The sequence below is a fragment of the Mucilaginibacter sp. genome (assembly GCF_028288225.1).
Lineage (GTDB): Bacteria > Bacteroidota > Bacteroidia > Sphingobacteriales > Sphingobacteriaceae > Mucilaginibacter.
In genome coordinates this window covers 22821-48507 of the sequence record NZ_JAQBOC010000087.1, presented here as the reverse complement: position 1 = coordinate 48507, position 25687 = coordinate 22821, and the positions used below count along the sequence as shown (strand labels likewise).

The following is a 25687-nucleotide window of genomic DNA, read 5'->3' as shown; positions in this document are numbered from 1 at the left end:
AGATTCCCTTATAAATTCACGTATTTAAACCATAAATGATATGTTTGGATCAAACATTCTTGAAGTGGCCACCGGCGTCATCTTTGTATTTATATTGGTTAGTATTATATGTACTGCTGTCCGCGAAGGAATAGAAGGATGGTTAAAAACCAGGGCCGCTTACCTTGAACATGGTATAAGACAATTGCTGGCGGATACAGGAGGAACCGGCCTGGCGAAAAATATCTATAATCATCCCCTTATTTTTGGTCTTTTTATAGATGCTTACAAACCTGGAAAAAACACGGGAGCTCCATCTTTATTTGCCAAAGGCGGCAATTTGCCTTCATATATCCCCTCAAGGAACTTTGCCCAGGCACTTATGGATATCGCAGCCCGCGGCCCGATGACGGACGAAGTGAACAGCGATGCTAATTCGCCTGTTATTTCGCTTGAAGCAATGCGGATAAATGTGGCCAACCTGGGAAACCCACAGGTACAGAGATTATTGTTGAGTGCCATTGATACAGCCCAGGGTGATCTTAACAAAGTACAGGCACGCATTGAAGATTGGTTTAATAGTGGCATGGACAGGGTCTCCGGGTGGTACAAACGGTCAACTCAGATCATCATATTTGCAATATCCCTGGCAATGGCTATCGGTTTAAATATAAATACATTAACCATAGCTGATTATCTGACAAAGAATCAAACCGCGCGTGAGTTAATAGTAAGGAGAGCCGAGGCTTTTAGCAAAGATAGCTTATCGGTTACCAACGGAAATTATAACAGTGCCAAAGCCGAGCTGAATAACCTGGGTTTGCCAATTGGCTGGCCTGAACTAAAAGAACCGCTTAGTTTTGGAGGTATTATTGGAATATTTTTTGGAGGCATACTGGGCTGGTTGTTCACCGCATTGGCGTCTTCCCTGGGAGCCCCGTTCTGGTTTGACATGCTTAACAAAGTAATGGTTATACGCTCAACAGTTAAGCCGCATGAAAAAAGCCAGGAGGAATCTTCAGAAGACCGGCAAGTTCCCTCAGTAGATAAAATACTACAGGCAGTAGAGAGCCCGGCAAGTATTGTTCAGGCTATTCCGGTTCAAGCTATCCCGGTTCCGGCAGTTGCAGAAGAAGGCATAAAGGCAGTCAGCAATCTTGTGGCAGCTATTTCGCCGGGACAAACACCCAGTGTAGGTGATGATGATACAGCAATTGATGGTTGTGATGTAGAGACTGTAATAAAAACTATTGACGAAGATTTGCCAATAACGCAGGGAGGCGTTAAATGACATGCCAAATTCATTAATATGGCTGCCCAATGTATTAAAGGAGGCTGGCTTAAAAGTGTCTTTGTGCCCGGGTTGGGAAGATCGCGGCCATGGTGACGTGGGCAGGATTTTTGGCGTCATCTGTCACCATACTGCCACACCTGGCAAAGATGGAAATATGCCTACCCTTCATACCCTTATTAATGGCAGGGAAGATTTGCCAGGGCCGCTATCGCAACTTGGTTTAGGTCGTGATGGCACTTATTTTATCGTTGCTGCAGGCAAATGCTTTCATGCAGGTAAGGGTGTTTGGAACGACATTGTAAACGGGAATACAAACTTTATAGGTATAGAAGCTGAAAATACGGGGGGAGCTGATGATTTTCCCTGGCCCGAAGTTCAAATGGATGCTTATCATCGTGGTGTTGCTGCAATCCTCAAACATATAGGTCAGAAGGCGGAGTGGTGTGCCGGGCACAAAGAGTACGCTTTGCCCCCGGGCCGTAAAACTGATCCCGGATTCGATATGGTGGCTTTCCGTGCAACGGTTGAATCCATTTTAAGTGGAACTGCTCCTGAACCCAAACTGATACCGGCTGAAGAGCCCTCACAAGGGGGTGATAAGCCTGGCCGTGCCACCATTCGCAGGGGGGGAGATAATGACGTTGAGTTGGTGAAGCAGGTTCAACGAAGGCTGCGTTTAGATCAGGACGGCGATTTTGGTGCTAAAACAGAAGCTGCCGTGCGGAACTTTCAGTTAAAAAATGGTTTAGTTCCAGATGGTATAATTGGACCCAAATCCTGGCTTATATTAGATCAGATATAAGTATTCTACAATTCTTGTTATTCACAATCTTTGATACCGGGCACATACAGCCCGGTATTTTTATTTTATTACATTTTAAATCGTTTGTTAAACTTAAAAAACTGAGTAGGAATAAAGGTAATTCTATGGTGTTTAACAAGCTGTTTATCAGTCTTTTACTAAGTGTGTTGCATCAAATCTTGAAATATCTCTTAGCATAAATAGCTATAAGTAGTCATTGCTTGAGGGTTTAATTTAACTTAAATTTAAGCTATTGACTACCAGTTAATTTCATTGTTGCCCGGATTATTTGGAAAACTGATGCTTAATGATCTGCCTATTAAAAACACTTGCATCCAAAACATACTGAAACCATAATTTAAACCTTTATTTCTATGCCATACAAAATACTTTCACTTGACGGTGGTGGCTCATGGGCCATGATACAAGCCAAAGTGCTTAAAGATCTATACGGAGATATTCGCGGGCACCAGTTGCTAAAAGAATTTGACCTGGTAATTGCTAATTCAGGGGGTAGCCTTGTTTTGGCAACACTATGCAATGATATGCTGCTAAGTGAAATTATTTCTGTTTTTGAGGATGAAAACCAGCGGAAGCAGGTGTTTTCAAAGCTAAGCTTTTGGGAAAAACTTAATTTAAGAAATATTACAAGTTTAACAAGCGTGCTGGGTCCCAAATACAGCACTAAGAGAAAATTAAGCGGACTAAAAAGTGTTTTTAACAAATACGATGGTTTAATTAAACAAGGGAAAACTACAAAATCAATAATTGAAACCCCTTTAAATGAGTTGCCTGCTATTATAGGTAAAGCTGATTTACAAATAGTTATTGTAGGCTTTGATTATTTTAAGCAAAGAGCAAGTTTTTTCAGATCAAATACGAAGAGCCGAACCGATGTTTTCAGTAACGGAAAGTTTTACCAGGTAACACTTGGCGATGCCATTCATTCATCAAGTAATGCTCCTGTAAATTATTTTGATTCGCCTGCAGAAATAAATATAAGTTTATTGGGCGGAAATGATAAACGGAAGACCTGGTATTGGGATGGTGCGGTTTCGGGCTTTAATAACCCGATTTTAGGGGGGCTTATTGAAGCAATAACTAATAATCTCACTATACCACTAAGCGAATATAAAATTCTATCGCTTGGTACAGGTACCGGGGGACAGGCTATAATTGCAGATTATCAAAATTCTACAGATCCCCGGATTGCAGCTATATATCAAAAGAATATCAATAATAAGCTTGCATTAACTGATAATCACTCCTCCTTTATAGCAGACATTCAAAAGATGTCAACAAGTATATTGGGAGACCCGCCAGATTCAGCATCATTTATTGCGTACTCTATAATTGATCCATCCTTAAGTAATAATGCTTGCATTGTCCGCATTAATCCTTGCATAAAACCAATCTTAAACACGGATACTTTGCTTTTTGAGGCCCCCTCTGTTTATCACAATAACCAACAAGACTTTATAAAACTAATGGATTTAGATATGGACGCAGTCGCTAATGATGAGGTGGCTTTAATTCAGCAGCTATGTGATAAATTTATTGTTAATGGAGGCATTTGTTTACCTAATCAGCTAATTAGGGGGGATGAAAGCGGCTTACACCTCGGCGATGCCACTTACCGGGAAGCTAAAGCAAGATGGCAGGGCTGTGCAGGCAATTAACATTGTAAATATTGACAGTGATGAAAAACTTTTTTTCTTTTAATAAGAATCAGGTTGTTGTTTTGGTTACGCTGTTATTTGTACTAACCCTTGGCGGGCTTTATTTTTTTATCTATGTTCCTAATAACCAACAACACTTAGAGGAACAACGTTTTAGGTGCCTGAGAAATATTGAAAATAACATTCATGCCAAGGTAAATAATTCTATAGCTCTGTTAAATACCTTGCTTGTTACTTATGAAAAGAATTTGCCACAGTATGACTCAAGCAAATTAAATTCATACATCAAAGAATATCCCCGTCAAAATTTCATATTGCTTCCCGTTGAACATGTTGTGCCCGGTAAAAACAATGGCGCCCTTTCAGATAGCGCCAGTAATATAAATCTTAATAAAAAGGAACTAATTATTTACCTCAGAAAAGGAAAATACCAGGTGGGGCTCAAATACAGTATTAATCAATTTATAGATCAATTGCTTATACGTGAAATATTTGATGAATACATTTTACTTAAAGATGGTAAAATTATATATCAAAGTTTTCCCAGCGGAATAACGGCAATAACTGCCGACTCTTTAAAAACTGAAAAAAGCGCTTTTTTAAAAAATCAGGTAAAAAGTATAAAAATGAGCGGAATTGAATATAAACTTTTCGCACAGCAGCTGAGTTTGAACGAAGATTCTGCATTAACAATAACGGGTTTGGTAACCAACAGTAATTATGCCTATGAGCGGACGAAATTACCTGAAAATATAGTATTACTGCTTTTAATATCGGCAATGGCTGTTATACTGGCATTGCCCTGGATCAAGTTATATCAAATGGGCAACCAGGACAGGCTTACCGTAATGGATGGAATGTTTTCATTTGCTGTATCAATGCTACTAATGTCACTGCTATTCTTTGCTTTTTTTAAATACAATATACTTTTCAGGCCGTTTATGAGCCATTCAGAAGAAGTAAAAAAAAATCTTGCTGACAAAATTGAAAAAAACTTTACCGCCGAACTTAATGATACATATCAACAGCTACATAAACTTGATGACATCAGGAACAAGGCAAAGCTTGCATTTGATCTGAAAAACCTGGGTAAAAGCCATGCCGCAAAAACTGATTCAAATAATGTAAGCGTAAACACCACTTATAATAAAACAATAGATTCGATTTTTTCTGTGTTGGATATAAATAAGGTTTATTGGGTAAGAAGTAATGGGTTGGAGGTTAATAATTGGTCTTCCTCGTTTGATAATGCACCACCAGGGGATTTTGGGCGACGAAATTATTTCAAACATATAGTTGATAATAAACCATATTTCTTAAATAATAAATTAGATAAGCCATATTATGCAGATCAGATAATATCATGGACCAATGGTAAATTTACATCTGTGTTATCCATGCCTTCTGTAAATAAGGATGTTGCTGTGGCTGCTATTACTTTTAACCTGAAATGTTTAAATCAGCCTGTTTTTCCCAAAGGTTTGTTCTATTGTATAATAAATGCCCAGGGCAAGGTACTTTATCATTCAGACACAACAAAAAACCTAAATGAAAACTTACTGAATGAAATATCAGCAGAACAAAAATTAAATAGATTAATTATAAGCCAGGGAAGTGATTTTTTTGAGGCTAAATATTCAGGCAAAAACTATAATTTTTATGCTAAACCTGTTCAATTTCTACCTTATTATGTAGTAATATTTGAAGATGGCACTTTTAAAAGTATGAGGGATATTAAAATTTTCTCTTTTAGTTTTTACATGCTAACCGGTTTTTTTCTTATCCTGATCATACAGTTACTGTTGATTTTTGTGGTTTGCCGTAAGCAGTCATTTTTTGAAAAACAGTACTTTGATATTTCATGGGTACGGCCCGATTCACGTTTTCACCATCAATATAACTTAGCAATTGTTTTAAATGTTATAAACATTCTGCTCCTCATTATATTTTACAAATTCACAAGTTTTCTGCAATTCCTTTTTATTCTGCTGTTCTCGGCTATGGCTGTTACCTTATTTTTAAATATTCTTTATTCCAAAATATATAAAAAGTTTGAGCCTCAAAGATACAGCGAAAAGAAAAAGGGAAATATAGCCCTTCTGCTCACCATAGGGTTTATAAACTTTATTGCAGTGATTATGATACAGGAACAATTTTTATTGTTTTTCTTTTTCGAGATGCTGCTGCTTGTCTTATCATGGACATTGTTAAAAGTTGCCATTAAATTATTCAGATACCTTAGGCAATTAAAAGAAAAATTACCCGGTGATTTTTGGGATTTCAGCACCAGCTATTCGCTAATGATATTTACCCGTCTTATTATTACAAGTGGTATACCTGTTGCGTTATTTTATACTTCATCATATAATTTTCAGGAAAGGTTAACATCCAGGTACAGACATGCTCTATTTATTCAGGATGTTCTTAAAAAAGCACCCTTACCGGATAGTGTATCCTTATTTAAACGCACGAATATTTATAATGATGGCGTTTGGATAAAGACAATGAGTATTGAATCTAAGATTCCTAAAATACAACCGTCGTCTGTTGCGGAAGTAAAAACTATCTGGTTATTTAACAACATTAGTTACGATATATTTGATAAAACCGCTGTTAATGAGTTTTATAATAATCGCCCGGGAAGTTCATTGTTTTTTAATAGATTATTTGATGCCAAACCCGGGTACACTTTTTATACGTTGCCATCAGGTAAATATCTAAAACTTTCTTCTTTTAACTTTAACTATATACTGCCACGGTTATTCCCGCTTAACAACTACGGTATAATTTATTGGCTTATTTTTATTACAGCACTATTTGTTTTTTGGCGGATACTTCACCTCATAATTCGTAAATTATTTGCGTTGAATCTTCCAAACGAAGCTGGATGGCAAGAGATTGATCAGCTTTTGCTAACACATCCCAAGTTAAATTCATTACTTTTTATTATTGGTTCACCCGGCTCAGGAAAACTGGAAAAAGTAAAGAAGCTTATATCCAACAAAAAGATTATAGGAAAGGATGGTAATATAGTCACATTAAATGAGCAGAATAATACAGCAGGTACTGTTTTAATAGTAGATATGATACTTATTCCTGATAATGAAGAGGATGTAAAGACTAGTAAGGATTGGGATGATGTAAAACAATTAGCTTTAAATGGAGATTTTTCGCTCATTATAGTTAACCACTTTGAGTATGATATACAAAACCCTTTGACAAACCTGATAAAGCTGAATTTTTTAGAAGGTTTACTGCAAAAAAACAGGAGTAAAATATTTATAATATCTACGGTACACCCGGTTAATTTTTTGGAGTCACTTAATGAACAAACAATATACCAGGCAGATAATATAAGAAAGCCGGAACATGATCTGGAAAGATGGCATGTTTTATTAGGGCACTTTAAAATAGTTATAGAAGTTCTTAGTTCGGGCAATAGTGTTATATCCGAGGATTTAAAACTTTGGGAAAAGACATTATTAATGGAAACCAGCAATACTCATTTTTTAAATAAAATGCAGGATCCTTTAGTTCAAATGCTTGAAAAATTGGATGCTGATAAACCTGACCGTCTTGATGGGGACTCGCTTGCTTTTAAAATGCAGGTTACCGCTCATTATTTTTATATGTATATCTGGCAATCATTAACAAAAGAAGAAAAATTTCTATTGTATGATCTGGCAGAGGATAGTCTTGTAAATTCATACGACGACTATAACCTGACCATGCTGGTTAGCAAAGGATTAATAATTAGGAAAAACGGAGTTTTGCACCTCTTTAATAAAGGATTTAGGAATTTTATTCTCACGGCCATTGGAACATCTGAAGCAATGATGATAAGGAAACAAATAAAAGATAATGGCAATTGGAATAAATTAAAAACACCACTTATGATTTTGATAGTTGCGGTTTTGGCGTTTCTTTTTGCATCTCAGCAAGAAACCTATTCAACGGTAATTACTTATGTCGGTGTTCTTACAGCGGCGTTACCGGCCGTACTTAAATTTATCAATCTGTTTGACAGCAATAGTCAGAAAACCGGATAGGCAGAAGTAAATAAGTAAAAGGAAATTGCTAGTATATTTTTATTATACAATGCTATAGGCAGCAGCAAATTTAATCAGATCAATTAAGCTTTTAATGTTTAGCTTATTTAAAATATTTTTTCTGTGATTATTAACAGTGTGTAACGAAATAAATAACAAGTCAGAAATATAACGACTATTGTAACCATTGGCAATCAGCTTAATTATTTCTTTTTCACGTTTGGTTAGTAACATGAATTTAAAATAGTTTTTCTGAACAAATTCGTTCTGTTCACAGATAGAGTTGATTTTTTTTGCTGCACAGCATATATTATCAACTTCTATGGCAACATTCATCAGCTTAAGCCCACTATCTAAGGCAGAAGGTTTGTAAAGCCTTACATTACTTAAATACCATTTATATTCGGTATTTTTATTTGGCCTCACCCTTTGAAAAAATGAATATGTCCTGGTTGGGTCGTCAAGTTGAAGAAATTTTGTTATTTCTGGTTTTAAAGAAGTAATTTCTTCCGGCGGAAAAAACAAATCAAAATATGCCGGGCCTAAACTATTTAACTCTTCTTTACTATGTCTGAGCACCTCGCATCCGTTGCTGTTCATGTATAGGTTCGTCATTTCATCCAGGTCCTGAACCATAACACTGCCTGGGATATAATCGCCAATATCCTCAATATCAACATCTTTGTTGTTGATTTTACTGCTCAAATCAAATAATGCTACCTGGCAATCAATACTATTCGATGAATATTTTAATGATCTAAAACTCATAGAAGCTTGATTTGAATAAAAATTAAAATATTAGCGGGTGGCTAATGATATTTAAGTATGTATCAAAATTATTACAAATATCTTTAATAATGTTAATAATTATACTGATGTGAATGAGATTGTAAACAAGTTCACACTTTAATTTTAGCTTTATTGCCCATTGAGATCATATTTTTTTTAAAGTTCTTGAGCAGTAACAGAACAACTTTCTATAAAACGCAACCTTATTTCATAAAATAATTTTGAAAGGTAATTCGGAAGCGTCCTTATTGCATTTTCTTCCCGGTTGATCTTATATTCATCCGGGAAGAAAAAGCACTTCCCCATCGATCAGTCCTTTGGTTAAATAAATGAAATAAGTTTTTGACTTAAGTTATAAATGTTATCAGCGAATGGCGACCATTTTATGAGCATTAACCTGATAAAAAAGCTACCCGGCTTTTATTGAAAGTCTTTTTTGCGACTTGAAATTTAGGAGTTTGAATTGTAACCAATTTCCAATATTTCGGTTTTTCAGTTTTATCAAATTTTATTCATTATTCATTCTGTTACGAAGAAAGTGCAGATTTTTTTATGAAAAAAACGCCCGATATGACCTCGTCAAACCAACTTATTGAAGATTTGAGGTGGAAATATCTGCCTTAAAAGTTAAAGAATGACTCTTTTTATAAAAATTAAAGTATGTTGAAATTTATTTAATTGTCACTATATTATTAACTAATGGTTATTCAGAAAAATATTTGCCACTAACTATTGGTTAAGTATAGGAGTATTTATTTTATTATTTTATTTGTTTTTGGAGTATTGTACCGTTATTATTCTTCTTTTTTCTTTATGGTTAATAATAATTCGAAAGTGATTGTAATGTTAATTTTATGTTATTAAGAATGTTTTCTCACTTTTTTTATTAATTTTTTATCAATAGTTAATAAAAAATGAAAAAAAGGTATTAATTTAGGACTAATGTTTCTTGAATTATAAAGCATTTAATTATTGCTTTATAAGACAATTAATTATTAGAACATTTTGTTTGCCGGTACATTAATACATTTTACTTTTTAACCTCAAACCATGAAAAAACATCTAGTAATTGGAATCTCTCCGTTTGAAAAACCAGACCTGTCACTTATACACGAATTAAAAAAAGCCGGAGCTTTTCCGGTGTTGAATTTAGGGCATAACAGACCTGCAGCTGATCAGGCTCTTGAAAAACTGGCGCAAAGCGATATAAACGATTTTGGAGTTTGTTTCCCTAATGCAGATCTTGCCGATATTAAGCTTCCCCGCCAGGTTAGTACAATCATTATCCCTTATGGTACAAAGTTTAAGTCTGGAGGCAATATCAAGATCATTTACCAGGTTTTTGATCTTGAATCGGCAAAGTTGGCAAAAGAGGAAGCAGCCGATGGGCTTATTGTAAAAGGAAATGAAGGTGCCGGGATGGTTGGTTATGAATCTTCCTTTATTTTATTTCAACGCATCATAAAAGAAATTGGTGATATACCTGTTTGGGTACAGGGCGGTGTTGGCATACATACGGCAGCGGCATTATCTGCCCAGGGAGCTGCAGGTATTGTACTTGACAGTCAGTTGGCCTTGTTCCCGGAATGCTCTGCCCCTAAATCATTCAAAGATGTTTGCGCTAAACTTAGCGGCACTGAAACAAAGCTGATTGATAATTGCCGTGTTTTGGTTCGTCCAAATTCGCCGGCACTTCCTCACAATATATCTTATAAACACCTTAAACAATATTTTATTGATCTTGATCCGGAAAAAAGTTATATCCCTATTGGGCAGGATATTGCCCTTGCTACTGATCTCGTTGATCGTTATAAAAAAATAAGCAGGCTTGTTTTTGGTATTAAAGAAGCTATGTACGGGCATTTGAACCAGGCAAAGTCAATAAATGTGATTAGTCCTGGTAATGCATTGGCAAAAGATCTCAATATTACTTATCCTATAGCGCAGGGCCCAATGACGAGGGTAAGTGATGTTGCAACATTCGCTAATGCGGTTTCAGAGGCAGGTGCATTGTCTTTTATTGCATTATCCCTATTAAAAGGGGCGCGTGCTAAAGAACTTATTGCCGAAACCAAATTGCTTGCCGGTGAAAAAACCTGGGGAGTTGGCGTACTTGGCTTTGCACCGCAGGAATTGCGTGATGAACAGATGAAGTATATTCTGGAAGCCAAACCACCGGTGGTTTTAATTGCAGGCGGAAGACCTTCGCAAGCAAAGCCACTTGAAAAGGCAGGCATAAAAACATTTTTGCACGTACCCTCGGTATCCTTATTGGATATGTTTTTAAAGGAAGGCGCTAAAAGGTTTGTTTTTGAAGGCCGTGAATGCGGAGGGCATGTAGGCCCTTTATCCAGCATGGTGCTTTGGGAAAAACAAATAGAACGCCTGCTAAAGGAAGATCAGCCGGAGCTGATAAGTGTATTTTTTGCGGGTGGTATTCATGATTCCTTTTCTGCAGCTTTCATAGCCGTTATGGCCGCACCATTGGCAGCTAAAGGGGTAAAATTAGGGGTGCTTATGGGAACGGCATATTTGTATACTAAAGAAGCCGTTACTACCGGTGCTATCCAGAATAAATTTCAGGAACAGGCTATGCAGGCCACTGATACTATTTTGCTTGAAACCGCGCCGGGACATGAAACAAGGTGTTTGAACTCCCCGTTTGCTGATTTTTTTAATGAAGAAAAGGAAAAATTAAAACAGGCGGGTATCGACAAAAAGGAAATCTGGGAAAAACTTGAAACCCTTAATGTTGGCCGCTTACGTATTGCAGCAAAAGGCATTGAACGCAGGGGGGATAAATTAGTGACTATTGATGAAGCAGAACAGCTTAACCTGGGAATGTATATGATTGGCCAGGTGGCTTCCATGCATAACAAAGTAGTTTCATTGCTGGAATTACACAAAGATGTGGCCGGGGATAATTATAAACATATTTTAAATGCAACGATGCCGGCTTTGCCTCAGTCTTCGGCAAAATCTCTGGATGTAGCTATCGTGGGGATGGCCTGTATTTTCCCCGGCGCAAAAAATATAGAAGAATACTGGCGTAATATAATATTAGGAAAAGATTGCGTTACCGAAGTGCCTGATGAACGATGGAATAAAGATTTATATTATAACCCTGAATCCGCAGCCGGGGATATGTCGCATTCTAAATGGGGTGGGTTTATTCCGAAGATAGATTTTGATCCGCTTGAATTTGGTATCCCCCCTCAATCACTGGCAGCCATTGAGCCAACCCAACTGCTTACCCTTATGGTAGCAAGACAAGCCATGGAAAATGCCGGATATGCCAATGGTGGGTTTAATCCGGAAAACGTTTCAGTAATTATTGGTGCCGAAGGGGGTAATGACCTGGCAAATAGTTATGGCTTCAGGTGTTTCTTTAAGCAGGTTTTGGGCGATATGCCGCCTGAAATAGATGATGCTTTGCCTAAAATGACCGAGGATTCTTTCCCGGGTATTTTAGCCAACGTCATCTCTGGCCGTATCACTAACAGGATGAACTTTGGCGGGCGTAATTTTACCGTTGATGCTGCGTGTGCATCATCACTAGCGGCGGTTGATCTGGCTTGCCAGGAGCTGTTCCTGGAAAAATCTGATATGGTGCTTGCCGGAGGGGCCGATCTCCATAATGGTATTAATGATTACCTTATGTTTTCGAGCACGCATGCCCTGTCACGTAAAGGCAGATGTGCCACTTTTGATGCTGAAGCGGATGGCATTGCTTTAGGTGAAGGTATTGCTATGGTTGTGTTAAAAAGACACGAAGATGCCATAAAGGACGGCAATACTGTTTATGCTGTAATTAAAGGGATTGGCGGCTCAAGCGATGGCAAAAGTTTAGGTTTAACAGCGCCGCGTAAAAACGGGCAGGTAAGTGCTTTGGAACGTGCTTACGGTCAGGCCGGAATCACCCCCTCAGTTATCGGGCTGGTTGAGGCACATGGAACCGGAACGGTGGTTGGTGACAAAACAGAACTGAGTGCATTAACCGATATGCTTAACCAATCGGGTGCAATTGCCGGTCAAACGCATCTTGGTTCGGTAAAAACACAAATAGGGCATACCAAATGCGCTGCAGGTTTGGCCGGGCTTATCAAGGCATCTCTGTCGGTTTATCATGGCATTAAGCCGCCAACCATACATCTAAAAAATCCAAACAGTTATTATAACGCACAAACCAGTCCTTTTAGTTTTCATACTGAAGCCGGTTTATGGATGGACGACAAGCGTTATGCAGGCATAAGCGCCTTTGGCTTTGGCGGTACTAATTTTCATGCGGTAATTGAAAGCGCAAATTTGGTATCGGATCAAAGGCCAACGATAAAATCATGGCCGTCGGAGCTTTTTGTTTTCAAAGGTGACACTTATGAAGAAGCAAAAGCGCGGTTAAATTCAGTTAAAACGCTTTTGGAGATAAATGATAATATTGATTTAAAGGATATAGCTTTTAGTTTGGCTACAACCGATGCAAAGCCTGTTCAGTTAAGCATTGTTGCCGATAATGCCGACGACCTGATGATGAAGGTTGAACTTGCCTTATCGGGTATTGAAAGCAAAGACACCTATATTGTAAAAAAACAAGTAGGAAAGGTTGCATTTATGTTTCCCGGACAAGGCAGCCAGCGCATCAATATGGCCCGTGATCTTTTTGTGATATTCCCGGTCATGCGCAATTTATTAAAACAGCATCCTCAGTTGGAGAAAGTGCTTTTCCCTAATGCTGCATTTGATGCCGGATTAATAAAGGCCCAAAAGGAAAATATTAAAGATACCCGTATGGCACAGCCCTTATTGGGTATTGTTGACCTGGCCATTGCCAACTTTTTAAGATCGCTGGGCATTGAACCTGATATGGTTGCAGGACATAGTTACGGAGAATTGCCGGCATTGTGTTTTGCCGGGGCATTTGCCGAAGATCAATTGGTGAGATTAAGCGCCGAACGGGCAAAATCTATTTTGGATGCTGTAGAGGGCGGCGATGCCGGAGCCATGGTTGCGGTAAATGCACCTCTGGATGAGTTATTAAAGGTAGTATCAGGCCTAAAAGATATATATGCAGTAAATTATAATTCACCATTACAGTGTGTACTTGCCGGTACTACACCAGCCATACAAAACTTAACAGAGGTGCTTAAAACAGCAAAAGTATCATTCAGAAAACTGGAAGTTGCCTGTGCTTTTCACAGTCCGCTGTTAGCTAAATCTAAAGGCTTGTATCAAAATGTACTTGCAGATATTGAATTTAATGACCTGCAATTGCCGGTATGGTCAAATACCACAGCTGCTGAATACCCTGTTAAGGCTGATAAAATAAAAGAAAGGTTAACTGATCATTTAATAAAGCCTGTAAAATTTGTAACAGAGGTACAGCAAATGTATGCCGCTGGCGCCAGGATCTTTATTGAGGTTGGCCCGGGTAAGGTACTAACCGGCTTAGCTAAAGCTTGCCTCGGTAAGGACGAGATTTTATTATTTGCCGAAGATAGCGGGCAAAATAAATTGACGCATTTGTTATGTACGCTGGCTACTTATATCGCTACCGGCCGTGACATTCATATAGAAAAATTATTTGAAGGCCGGGATGCCAGGCTGTTAAACCTTGATGAGCCGGAGCTATATAAAAAAAGTGCGGCTGTTTGGTATGTTAACGGCCAGCATGCTATACCGGCAACTGGCAAGTTGCCATCAAATGGAGCAGCGCCAATAACTAAACCTATAAAAATCAAAAATAAAGAAACACGAATGGAAAATCCGCAATTTGCTAATTCGGCTTCTGAGCTGATGATGCAGGAATATTTGAATAGCATGAAGCTGATGATACAGGCACAGCGCGATGTGATGTTATCTTTCCTTGGGCAAAATCCAGCAGTTGGTCATACTGTATCCTATTCTACGCCGCAGCATGCTATAATACAACATCCAATACAGGTTGAACATCCAACAATAACCAAACCAGAGTTAAAGCCTGTTTCCCAATCTGTGCGGGCGAAAGATGTGATGCAGGTGTTGTTGCAAATTGTAAGTGATAAAACCGGGTATCCACAGGAAATGCTTGGCATGGAAATGGATCTTGAGGCTGATCTGAGCATTGATTCTATCAAACGGGTAGAAATTATAGGCACTTTACGCACTGAATTGGGAGGTTTTAATCATGGAGATAAAAATGAAGATACCATAATGGAGCAGTTGGCGGGTATTAAAACACTTAACGGTTTGGTTAAATGGATCAACGACAATGCCTCGCCTGCTGCGACAAATATAACAGCTGTTAATATAGATGTGGAAGTGAAAATAGATCAACAAAAATTTTCAGCGGTTGAACTGAAAGCGGCTATTTTATCAGTTGTGAGTGAAAAAACTGGATATCCGCAGGAAATGCTGGGGATGGACCTTGACCTTGAAGCTGATCTTAGCATTGATTCTATCAAGAGGGTGGAGATTATTGGTGAACTGAAGTTAAAGATCGGTTTTGGTAAAAACCAGGATCAGGAAGATGGCGATATGGAAAAGCTTGCTGCAATAAAAACACTCAATGGTTTAGTTAGCTGGATCTCAGAAATTGAAACAGAAGGGGCCGCGATAGTTACTGAAGCTAAAAAGATTATTGAAAACAGGGCGACTGGCAATTCATTCAGCGAAAAACTTTCAAGGATGCGTTTTGAGCTTAAGCCTTCGGCTTTACATAAAACTGAAACTACCATTATCAGTGGGCAGCGTTTTGCTATAACCGATGATGGTGGGGTTCAGGCCCTCAGGATTAAAAAATTATTTGAAAAACATGGAGCTATTGTGGATGTAGTAGCTGCCGGTGATCCCCTTCAGGGTTACCAGGGTCTCATTATCCTGAATATGTTTGCTACGCAAAAAAGAGAAGGAATCATTGATCATTTTTCAACCATCAAAAAGTTGGATTTTGGAGAGGTGAAATGGGTTTACCTTGTATCAGATACCAGGCTTCATCTTAAAGAATATACAGACATTACTCAGTTAAGGCATTACCAGGGTTATCCGGGCTTTTTCAAAAGCCTGGATAAAGAGTATGAATATACTAAATGCAGGATTGTGAGTCTGCAAACCCAAATGTCTGAAGATGAAGTGGCAGAGATTACTTTAAATGAAATATTAAATCCGGATAAGCATTCAGAAGTTATTTACCACGATCATAAAAGGCAGGTTATGGAGTTGGTTCCTTCCCAACTTATAGCCGGCTTAGAAGAATCACATATTAAGCTGGATAAAAATTCGGTAGTACTTGTGCTTGGTGGCGCACAGGGTATTACTTCAGAGTTGATCACTCATTTAGCCAAGGATTATCCTTGTACTTATATCCTTGTAGGCCGCTCTGCCTATTCCAATGCAGAAAAACAGGACCCGGCTGCATTACTGCAAACTAAAGATGAAATCCGTAATTTTTTAGTTAAACAAGGAGACATTAAAAAACCTGCGGAGCTGGAAAAGGAAACGGCAAGAATCCATAAAAAGAACCAAATTGCATCTACTATTGCCATGCTCGAAGAAAGCGGATCAACAGTAATATATGAGTCGCTTGATCTGCGTAATGCGGATGGTTTTAGCACGTTTATTAAAAATGTTTACAAGCAGTATGGCCGCATTGATGGTGTGATACATGGAGCGGGGTTATTGGAAGATAAACTGTTTCACAGCAAAACATCAGAATCATTTGAGCGCGTTTTTGACACAAAAGTTATACCGCTGCGCGCGCTTGCAGAGCAGTTACTGCCCGATACACAGTTCGTTATACTGTTTTCAAGCATTGCGTCGGTTTATGGTAATAGGGGTCAAACAGATTACGCTGCCGCAAATAGTGTGCTTGACAGGTATGCCTGGGCATTGAAAAAGAAAATAACAGGCAAGGTAATATCAATAAACTGGGGCCCATGGAAAGGAGCGGGAATGGTATCAGCTGCGCTTGAAAAAGAATATGAGCGCCGCGGGATAACACTTATACCCTTAAAGGAGGGCCGGGAAACATTTTTAAATGAACTAAAGTACGGACAAGAGAGCCAGGTGCTCATTATGGCCGGCGATAATTGGTAGTATTCATTTCCCTAAACTAATCTATTATGAATAAAACCGATGTAGCTGTTATAGGAATGTCATGCATATTTCCCGGGGCGGGTGATGTGGAAACATTTTGGCAAAATATCATCAATAAAGTTGATTCTACCCGAACGGTACCGCCGGATCGGATAGATCCGGTGCACTTTGATAAAGATGCTTCGGGTGTCGACCGCTTTTATTGCAATCGTGGCGGTTTTATTCCTGATCATGAATTTGATCCTCAACGCTTTGGTATTCTTCCCCTTGCAGTTGAAGGTATGGAACCCGATCATTTATTAACGCTTGATCTGGTTCATAAAGCGCTTGAGGATGCCGGTGTTTTTGAAAAGAGCATGTCGCTTGAAAAAACGGGCATAATTATAGGAAAAGGTAACTATGCAGGCCCCGGGGCCACGCGGGCCATTGAAATTGTAAGAACAGGTGAACAGATAGTTGCTGTACTGAAAGATATTCTTCCACACTTGGATGATGCTGAAATAAAAAAGGTTAAAGAGGAATTTCAATCCCGGAAAGGACGTTTTGGGCCTGATACCGTTATGGGGCTTATTCCAAACCTGGCAGCTTCACTGGTGGCCAATCGTTTAAATCTTGGCGGAGTAGCTTTTACACTTGATGCCGCCTGTGCCAGTTCACTTATCGCCATTGATCACGCCGTACAGGAACTCAATAGCGGGCGCTGTAATTTAGTTATTGCAGGTGGTGTACATGTGGGGCAAAATGCAGCTTTCTGGAGCATATTTTCGCAGTTAGGAGCTTTGTCCCGGACTGAAAAGATAAAACCATTTGATAAAAATGCTGATGGATTAATTATTGGAGAAGGCTGTGGTTTTGTGGTTTTAAAACGCCTTGAGGATGCGATAAAGGATAAGGACAGAATTTACGCGGTTGTTAAAGGCGTTGGTGTAAGCAGCGATGGCAGCGGAACAAGTGTAATGAGCCCGTCAGTAAAAGGACAGCTTAAAGCAATTGAACAAGCCTGGGAAAATGCAGGTGTTGAACCGAAAAACATAGGCTACCTGGAAGCGCATGGTACCGGAACCCCTTTAGGCGATAAAACAGAACTGGAAACACTGGCGAAGTTTTTTAATAATGATGCGCAACTGCCCAACGCCGGTATTGGCAGTGTAAAATCAAATATTGGGCATGCTATGCCAGCCGCCGGGATGGCCGGTTTTATAAAAACCTGTATGGCGCTTTATCACGGCGTATTGCCGCCAACTTTACATTGCGAAGAGCCATTGGCGCAAATGGAACATACCCGCTTTTCGGCAGTTCAAAACCCGGTAAACTGGGGGGATTCCGGCCTGCCAAAACTGGCTGGAGTAAACGCTTTTGGTTTTGGAGGAATTAACGCACATGTAGTGCTCGAAGGGTTCAACTCAGCTAAAAAGGATGAAGTATTGTTACTTGCACGCCCAAGTCATCAGGAATTGATGAATGCATTGGAAACGCAGGATTACAGTAAGGGGGAGGGTGATTACCGTATAGCAGTGTTTAGCCCAACCCCTGAGCGACTTAAAAAGGCCATAAAGATTGCAGCCAAAAATGTGCCCTGGCGCAACAAGCAGGATATATGGTACACCAATGCACCACTTATTAGCAATGGTGGTAAAGTTGCGTTTGTCTTTCCCGGCCTTGACGGGCTGGCAGGTGGCGAAGTTGAAAGTGTAGCTGATTACTTTAATATAGCAGCCGACCATGATGCTAAAGCCGAAGGCTTACTAAGCGAGGCGCTAAAAATATTGAACAAGAGTAGTATTCTTGATAAGGCACTTAAACAGCTGGGTATAAAACCGGATATGAACGCAGGGCACAGCCTGGGCGAATGGCTTGCTGCCCGCTCATCTGAACTGGCCGAAGAAAGCTCTGTTTTACAATTGCTCAATGTTTTAAATCCTGAAACTTTTGAGCTGAAAGATTCAAGGTTTATTGCGATTGGATGTGGATTAAATCAGTTAGCGCCACTAATTGCAACTATTGAACATCTTTATCTTTCCAACGATAATTGTCCGCAACAGGTAATCCTCTGCGGCAGTAAAGCAGCGTTGGATGAACTGGTACCCATATTAAGAACCCAACAAATATTTCACCAGGTATTGCCATTTCAATCGGGCTTTCACTCTCCTTTTATAGCCAATAAACTTGATGTAATACTGGATGGAATGCGCAGTATGCAGTTCCGTAAAACAACAATACCACTTTGGTCTGCTACAACTTTAGAACTTTATCCTGAAGGTTTTGAAGCCATCAGGCAATTAAGCGCAGAACACCTGGTAAAACCTGTACGCTTTCGTGAGCTTACTGAAAAGCTCTACCAGAAGGGTGCCCGTGTTTTTATCCAGGTAGGTTCAGGCGGATTAATGGGTTTTATCGATGATACTTTAAAAGGGAAAAACTTTAGCACCATTGCATCCAATGTTCCTTTGCGCTCCGGCTTAACACAGTTGCAGCGGGTGCTCGCTGCATTGTTTATCGAGGGGAAAGAGTTGGGAATGGATTTTATGGAGATCAAAAGATATTCTCCGCCCCACACCGCTAAGGGGATCAAACTACAGTTAGGTTTGCCAATTATTGATAAACTGGCCGTACTTCAAAACCTTGCAGTTAAGCACCTGACTCCGGTACTTCACGAAGCGTTATTGGTTGATGTAGCAGATCCTGTTTTGAGTGCCTTTAATAATAATGTGGCACAAATGATAAGTATGCAGGCAGAGATGCTGCAACTATTTCAAAACCGGGCTTTACAACAACCCTTAACCAAAACTGCAAAACCAGAAATACCATCACCTGTAACGCGCGAGGCGTTTTCTAAGCAGCTTGATATTACACTTGATAATTGTCCGTACTTAATTGATCACTCTTTATTGAGGCAACCAAAGGGTTGGCATTGTGTAGAAGATATGGATCCTGTGATTCCAATGACCATGATATTTGAGCTATTTGGTGAAATAGCTGCAGAACAGTCGCCTGGTGAGCAGGTTCAAAAAATAATGAATATCCGGGTGTTTCAATGGATGAACGTAGTTAAGCCATTCCGTGAAACTGTCATAGGGGAGTGGAAGGACCAGCATCGGGTTTATCTTAACCTGGAGCGCTTTGCCAATGCCGAGGTTCAATTGTCAAATAGCCTGAATGTGCCACCTGATAGGGATTTTGACATTGGTGAATTATTGGATATACAACGCAGCCCTGAACAGATCTACGATGCGCATATGTTTCATGGCCCCGGCTACCAGGGTATCAGATCAATAAAAGCTGTAGGCAGCAAGGGCATTACCGGCATTATTGAGAGTGCAGCCGGAAAAGGTTCTCTGCTTGATAATGCCGGGCAATTATTTGGCTTATGGTTGCAGCTAACTTTAACTAAAGATCGTATTGCTTTCCCGGTTAAAATACAGGAGATAGAGTTTTTCGAGCCGATGCAGGATCAACAGGGAATTTTTGAATGCACTTGCGTACTTACTGAGATGAATGAAGAATTTGCTACTGCAAATATTATCATGAAACGGAATGGCAGGGTATGGGCAATTATTTCGGGTTGGCAAAACAGGCGACTGGAGATTGACGAGCCTTTGTGGAACGTTTCTATGTCGCCATTAAATAATCGTTTATCAGAAGAAATTGCGCCGGGCGTTTTCATGTTCCATCAAGCTTACTCACGTGTGGTTTCATGGGATTTTATCCTGAAACGCTATTTTAACCAGGATGAAAAAAAACATCATAACAGCTTACCGCCTAACAAAAGAAAAACCTGGATCATTAGCCGTGTAGCCGTAAAAGATGCTGTACGTAACCTGCTTAATAAAGTAAAGCAGCAGGCATGTTATCCTATAGCTTTCGGGATAAGGGCAGATGAACTGGGTAAACCATACCCACACGGGGGCCTTGCAGATGGGATCCACATTTCTATTGCACACAAAGGAACCGACGCTGTTGGTATAGCCCAATTTGACAAGCCTGTAGGTATTGATATGGAAACCATTGAAGAGCGGGGCGCTGGTTTTTTTGGCCTTGTGTTTTCAAAAACTGAAACTGCTCTATTAACAGGAAAAGATAAAGCGGAATGGGCTACCCGTTTTTGGGTGGCCAAGGAAGCTTATGGAAAATACCTTGGCAAGGGTTTACAAGGTAACCCAAAAGCATACGTCATCACAGAGATTAAAGATGATGAGTTGCGGATAAATGACATCTACATAAAAACCATAAAACACAAAAATTATATAATCGGATGGACACAATAGTATCAATGGCAGAATTAAACAGCGACGAGATCTTTGATCTGATGAAACAATTTATTACCGAAGTAATAGGTGAGGAGTTTGTTGAAGAGATGGATATTACCCCGGAAAGTTCTTTTACTAAAGACCTTGAGATGGACAGTATAGAAATTGTATCCTTCTCCGAAAAAATAAAGGCTCATTTTGGTGATCAGATAGATTTTACAGGTTGGTTGTCTTCAATGGACCTTGACCAGCTTATTAACCTGAATTTGGGAATGATTATCAACTACATTAAAGAATGCCAGTAATAAAGATAAATAACAGGGATGTACATGTCCAGGAGATGAATAAAGAGGCAGCCGAAACCGTGTTGCTGGTTCATGGTATGTTCAGTAACCTCTCTGTTTACTTTTTTAATATTGCACCCATATTAGCCGGGCAGTTTCATGTGGTAATGTATGATTTAAAAAGTCATGGCATGAGCGGTCGTGCTCCTGATGGTTATGATTTAAACAGCATGACTGATGACCTGAATGCCCTGATGGAAACTCTGAGTTTAGATGCGGTGCACCTGGCTGGCTATAGTTTTGGTGGGCTGATAGCCTTAAAAATGGCATTGCGTTTTCCCGAAAAAATAAAAAAGCTGGCCATTATTGAGGCTCCCGATCCTAATGACGAAAAAGCACGGGGCATTATTGATGACTATAGCCGGGAGTTTCTGGAACACTATATCGAAAATTTTACCGATACCACGAAAGTGAAAATGGGTAAGCGCCAGTTGGAGCGTAACCACCAGATGTATGAATACCTGTTTTACCAAACCAGTATTAAAAATGATATGGTGGCAGAAAAGAATTTTTTTAACGATCAGGAAATTACTTCAATAAGTAAAGATACGCTGTTGCTTTATGGATCAGCATCTAATTGTATAGAAAGTGGCAAACAATTGAATGGTATGATCAAAAATTCGAGACTGATACCTGTAAACGGCGATCATAATATCCCAATACAGGAACCTGTGCTTATTGGCAATATGATCACTTCTTTTTTTATGAATTAAATATACCCGTAACAACATCATTATGGCCAGGTTTGTATTTATAGTGCCTCCTTTAACCGGACATGTTAATCCTACTTTAAGCATGGGAGCTGTTTTGCTTCAACGGGGCCACCGGGTTGGCTGGATAACACTCGACGAATCTTTGGCCTCAAAATTACCTGGAGGTGGAGAACTGTTGCCTATCAGGTATGATGAAAATGATCATCAAAAACAAGAAAGTGAAAAATACCTGGATCTTATCACCAAAAAAATAGTTTACGGTATAGACAGTATCAAGTTTTTATACGAAGAGGTATTAATTCCATTAAACCGGCATAGCTATGAAGGCATTGTTGGCTGGCTGGATAAATTTAAGCCTGACCTGGTTATTACCGATCATCAGATGTTTGCAGGAGCCATTGCCTCAGTTATTAAAAAACTACCCTATGCAACATCGGTTACTGCCCCAGCCGCCATAAAAGTAATGGATGAGCTGCCAAAGGTACATGAATGGGAAGTTAACCAAATTGTAGCGCTGCAACAGGAGTTGGGAGTTAAAGGTGATTCGTCAATAGCCTGCTCTGACCTGCTTACCATGGTGCTTACTTCAAAGTCATTTTTTGGGGAGATGGACCTGCCTGTGCACTACCGTTTCAGCGGTCCGGTTATACATCACAGAACTGTTAATGTTGCATTTGACTGGGACCTGCTGCACGCTGTCAACAGACCCAGGATCCTGGTTAGCATTGGTACCACCTTTGATCATGCACATAAAAGAAGTTTTTTTGAAAAGGTAGTAGAGGCACTTGGAGATGATGATATAACTGTTGTAGTAGTTTCAGATCCCGGTCTTTTCGACACATGGCCCGCTAACTTTATAGTGCAGCCCCAGGTGCCGCAATTGGAATTATTGCCACACCTTGATGCAGTGGTATGCCATGGCGGGCATAATACCGTTTGCGAAACTTTGATGAATGGGCTGCCGATGGTGGTAATTCCTATTGCTTACGACCAATCACATGTTGCAGGGCGCGTAGTGCATACCGGAGCTGGTGAGCGACTAAATTTTAACCGCTTTAAAGCCGGTCATCTTAAAGATGCAGTAAAAGAAATATTAAACAATCCAGCTTATAAAACAAGTGCTGAACAGATGAAAAAATCATTTCAGGAGGCAGGAGGTACGCAAACTGCTGTAGATATGCTTGAACAGCTCCTAATAAAACAACCATCAGAAACATTAAAATATTAAAGATTTATGGCAAAATTTTTATTTGTTGTTCCACCATTTTTTGGTCATATCAGCCCGACGTTAAGTATAGGCGCCAGTTTAATTGCCCGCGGGCATACTGTAAAATGGCTGGGTTTAACCCCGCTTGCCGATAAACACATACCTGCAGGTGGCGAATTCATAGTTCCCGGAGCGGAACTTGAAGAACACCGGGAACAAATAAGCAGCATACTTAAACGGCAGGATGATGGCCCGGGCTGTTCGGGGCCGGAGGTAATGAAACTTGCCCTTGAAGAAACCTATGTGCCTTTCGCCCGGATCATGATGAAGGGATTAAGCAATTTTGTGGATGCCTGGAAACCCGATGTAATTATAAACGATTGTATCACTTTTGCAGGTGCCTTATGTGCCCATATTAAAGGTATTCCATGTGTAACAACTACACCTGTTCCTCCTGACGTAATGGGCGATACCGCCAATAACTCTCCAAAAATATTTGAATGGCAGCAAAATCTAATCAAAGGTCTGCAGGGGGAATTTGGAATCTATAGCGATGGGATCTTTATCCATTCAAATAAACTTAATATAGTTTTTACCTCCCGGGTGTTCGCTGGCTTTGAGGAAGTACCTGCAAATATGAAGTTTGTTGGCCCGGTAAAGGGGAGGCCCAACCAGGCAGCTTTTGATTGGGAACGCCTGGCAAAAGCCACTACACCAAAAGTTTTTGTGTCGCTGGGTACCTTGCTGGTGGATATCAGGAAAGAGTTTTTTCAAAAATTGATAACTGCTTTTACCGATCAGCCAATTACTATTGTCGCTGCAACAAATCAGGATATTTTTGAGGTATGGCCTGATAATTTTATTGTAAATGGTTTTGTTCCTCAAACTGAACTAATGCCACACATGGACATGGTGATATGTCATGGTGGTTTTAACACTGTTAACGATACTTTTATTAATGGCTTGCCAATGCTTATTACACCTATTGCTTATGATCATTTCCATACTGCTAAGCTTATTGAAAAAGCCGGGTGTGGCATCAGCATAAGATATAAGCGTTTGCGCATTGCAGACCTGAAAAACGCTGTATTTGAATTGCTTGAAAATCCTGAATACCGTAATGCTTCAATAAAGATAAAAGAGACATTTATTGCCGCCGGAGGAAATGACAAGGCCGTACAATTGCTTGAAGATTTTGCTAAAACAGAACAAATACCAGAACCTCAGCATTAAGCCATGAAAAGAAAACTGTTATTTGGAGAAAGAATGCTGTTTGGCAACGGGCAAACGGCCTTTAATGTTTTAACTCCGGTAAGGATAAAAGGATATATAACCGCCGACGAACTCAATTATTCGCTGCAAAGGATACAGGAAAAGCATCCCTGGCTTAATGCCTGTATAAAAAATGATGAAAACGGGTTTCCCTGGTTTGTAATTGAGAAAGAAAGGCAAAATAAAATTCCCTTACGGATTGTTAACCGCAATAGCGATGATGATTGGAAAACAGAATCGGTAAAAGAATGGTCAACAGTTTTTGATGCTGCAAATGGGCCGCTCATACGTTTGGTATGGATAAAAAGTGACATAATTTCGGACTTGATCCTTGTAGTGCATCATTGCCTTTGTGATGGTGGGGCTGCCATGGTTATACTGGAAGAATTGTTACAGATTTTGGATAATGCTGATGCGGAAATTGGTAAAGAACATCCGATAAATAACCTTTCAGATATTATTCCTTCAAATATACTCAACAGCAAAAAGAAAAGAATAAAAGCCCGCCTTATTGGAGGCATCGCTACATTGATACTTTGGCTTATCCCCGTAAAAAAGAAAGCCATAGACAGAAAAACAGATTATCTTATTCATTGGAAACTCGATGAAAATGTAAGTGCAGATCTGATCCGCGTTAGCAAAATGGAAGGTGTTACAATAAACACTTTGCTATGCAGTGTGGTGTTAAGTGCATTTAAACAGATTAGAAAGGAAAAAGCACATAATAAAATTACGTGCCCGGTGGATATTCGCAGATTTGCGCCCGAAATAAAAAAAGACCAAATTTTTGCATATGGTTTAATGTTAGTAGTGTCGGCCTACGCTTCACTTGATTTTATTGAAAATGCTAAAGCGCTGCAAAAAGATATAGATAAAAAAATGGTCCGGCTTAACCCGTACGATACCATTATGACCATGGAGGCTGCTCATGCTTCGCTATCCAAATTCAGTGATTTTTTGAAATATGGCAAATCAACAAATGATTGTATGTTTTCTAACCTCGGTAAAATTGATATTCCATATCAGTACCAGAAATTTGAGATTGAAACTATATTCAGTCCTTCAGTAATTGGTCCGCTAGGTAATACTACAACTTTACTCACTTCCACCTATCGCGGACAAATGGATTTTTCATTTATTGCCAGCGAAGGTTTTATCCCATACCAGGAAGCTTTGAACATAAAGGATAAAATTATCTCCCTTATTAAGGAACAAACCGCATACTTACTTCAGCTACAATCGTAA

General features: G+C 39.5%; 12 protein-coding genes. 11 read left to right on the top strand and 1 reads right to left on the bottom strand.

Features of this window, described 5'->3' with window-relative positions; genetic code table 11:
* Positions 1-40: 40 nt before the first annotated feature.
* The 4 genes from JWQ54_RS25755 to JWQ54_RS25740 all read left to right on the top strand — a co-directional run bounded on the left by JWQ54_RS25755 (position 41) and on the right by JWQ54_RS25740 (position 7803).
* Positions 41-1270, top strand: coding sequence for a hypothetical protein (locus JWQ54_RS25755; RefSeq protein WP_299590721.1), 1230 nt, complete (start codon positions 41-43; stop codon positions 1268-1270).
* Position 1271: 1 nt separating this feature from the next.
* Positions 1272-2075 carry an N-acetylmuramoyl-L-alanine amidase gene (locus JWQ54_RS25750; protein ID WP_299590720.1) on the top strand — a complete coding sequence of 268 codons (804 nt, stop codon included), beginning with the start codon at positions 1272-1274 and terminating at the stop codon, positions 2073-2075.
* Positions 2076-2449: 374 nt separating this feature from the next.
* A complete protein-coding gene (locus JWQ54_RS25745) occupies positions 2450-3754 on the top strand; it encodes a patatin-like phospholipase family protein (protein ID WP_299590719.1) in 1305 nt (434 codons plus the stop codon).
* 20 nt (positions 3755-3774) lie between these two features.
* Positions 3775-7803 (top strand): cache domain-containing protein, encoded by a 4029-nt coding sequence (locus tag JWQ54_RS25740; protein ID WP_299590718.1) that lies wholly within the window; start codon positions 3775-3777, stop codon positions 7801-7803.
* A gap of 42 nt (positions 7804-7845) precedes the next feature.
* Here JWQ54_RS25740 and JWQ54_RS25735 read toward each other — a convergent pair whose 3' ends face one another.
* Positions 7846-8571: a response regulator transcription factor gene (locus tag JWQ54_RS25735; RefSeq protein WP_299590716.1), complete on the bottom strand. Its 726-nt coding sequence runs from the start codon at positions 8569-8571 to the stop codon at positions 7846-7848.
* 1071 nt (positions 8572-9642) lie between these two features.
* Between JWQ54_RS25735 and JWQ54_RS25730 the strand changes: the two genes are divergently transcribed.
* The 7 genes from JWQ54_RS25730 to JWQ54_RS25700 are packed head-to-tail and all read left to right on the top strand — an operon-like array spanning position 9643 to position 25687.
* On the top strand, positions 9643-16659 hold the full coding sequence (locus JWQ54_RS25730) for a type I polyketide synthase (RefSeq protein WP_299590714.1): 7017 nt from the start codon (positions 9643-9645) through the stop codon (positions 16657-16659).
* Between the two features lie 26 nt (positions 16660-16685).
* Positions 16686-20924 carry a beta-ketoacyl synthase N-terminal-like domain-containing protein gene (locus tag JWQ54_RS25725; protein WP_299590712.1) on the top strand — a complete coding sequence of 1413 codons (4239 nt, stop codon included), beginning with the start codon at positions 16686-16688 and terminating at the stop codon, positions 20922-20924.
* Positions 20912-21211, top strand: coding sequence for an acyl carrier protein (locus JWQ54_RS25720; RefSeq protein WP_299590710.1), 300 nt, complete (start codon positions 20912-20914; stop codon positions 21209-21211). Before JWQ54_RS25725 ends, JWQ54_RS25720 begins: the two co-directional genes overlap by 13 nt.
* Positions 21202-21963: an alpha/beta fold hydrolase gene (locus tag JWQ54_RS25715; protein WP_299590708.1), complete on the top strand. Its 762-nt coding sequence runs from the start codon at positions 21202-21204 to the stop codon at positions 21961-21963. Before JWQ54_RS25720 ends, JWQ54_RS25715 begins: the two co-directional genes overlap by 10 nt.
* A gap of 22 nt (positions 21964-21985) precedes the next feature.
* Positions 21986-23191, top strand: coding sequence for a nucleotide disphospho-sugar-binding domain-containing protein (locus JWQ54_RS25710; RefSeq protein ID WP_299590707.1), 1206 nt, complete (start codon positions 21986-21988; stop codon positions 23189-23191).
* A gap of 6 nt (positions 23192-23197) precedes the next feature.
* On the top strand, positions 23198-24403 hold the full coding sequence (locus JWQ54_RS25705) for a nucleotide disphospho-sugar-binding domain-containing protein (RefSeq protein ID WP_299590705.1): 1206 nt from the start codon (positions 23198-23200) through the stop codon (positions 24401-24403).
* A gap of 3 nt (positions 24404-24406) precedes the next feature.
* Entirely contained in the window at positions 24407-25687 is a 1281-nt protein-coding gene (locus JWQ54_RS25700) for a condensation domain-containing protein (RefSeq protein ID WP_299590703.1), read from the top strand.

What these genes read in the sequence shown, in the direction of transcription:
- JWQ54_RS25705 (WP_299590705.1), top strand. Translation starts at nt 23,198, where the DNA reads ATGGCAAAATTTTTATTTGTTGTTCCACCATTTTTTGGTCATATCAGC.
- JWQ54_RS25720 (WP_299590710.1), top strand. Translation starts at nt 20,912, where the DNA reads ATGGACACAATAGTATCAATGGCAGAATTAAACAGCGACGAGATCTTT.
- JWQ54_RS25750 (WP_299590720.1), top strand. Translation starts at nt 1,272, where the DNA reads ATGCCAAATTCATTAATATGGCTGCCCAATGTATTAAAGGAGGCTGGC.
- JWQ54_RS25755 (WP_299590721.1), top strand. Translation starts at nt 41, where the DNA reads ATGTTTGGATCAAACATTCTTGAAGTGGCCACCGGCGTCATCTTTGTA.
- JWQ54_RS25710 (WP_299590707.1), top strand. Translation starts at nt 21,986, where the DNA reads ATGGCCAGGTTTGTATTTATAGTGCCTCCTTTAACCGGACATGTTAAT.
- JWQ54_RS25740 (WP_299590718.1), top strand. Translation starts at nt 3,775, where the DNA reads ATGAAAAACTTTTTTTCTTTTAATAAGAATCAGGTTGTTGTTTTGGTT.
- JWQ54_RS25725 (WP_299590712.1), top strand. Translation starts at nt 16,686, where the DNA reads ATGAATAAAACCGATGTAGCTGTTATAGGAATGTCATGCATATTTCCC.
- JWQ54_RS25700 (WP_299590703.1), top strand. Translation starts at nt 24,407, where the DNA reads ATGAAAAGAAAACTGTTATTTGGAGAAAGAATGCTGTTTGGCAACGGG.
- JWQ54_RS25730 (WP_299590714.1), top strand. Translation starts at nt 9,643, where the DNA reads ATGAAAAAACATCTAGTAATTGGAATCTCTCCGTTTGAAAAACCAGAC.
- JWQ54_RS25745 (WP_299590719.1), top strand. Translation starts at nt 2,450, where the DNA reads ATGCCATACAAAATACTTTCACTTGACGGTGGTGGCTCATGGGCCATG.
- JWQ54_RS25735 (WP_299590716.1), bottom strand. Translation starts at nt 8,571, where the DNA reads ATGAGTTTTAGATCATTAAAATATTCATCGAATAGTATTGATTGCCAG.
- JWQ54_RS25715 (WP_299590708.1), top strand. Translation starts at nt 21,202, where the DNA reads ATGCCAGTAATAAAGATAAATAACAGGGATGTACATGTCCAGGAGATG.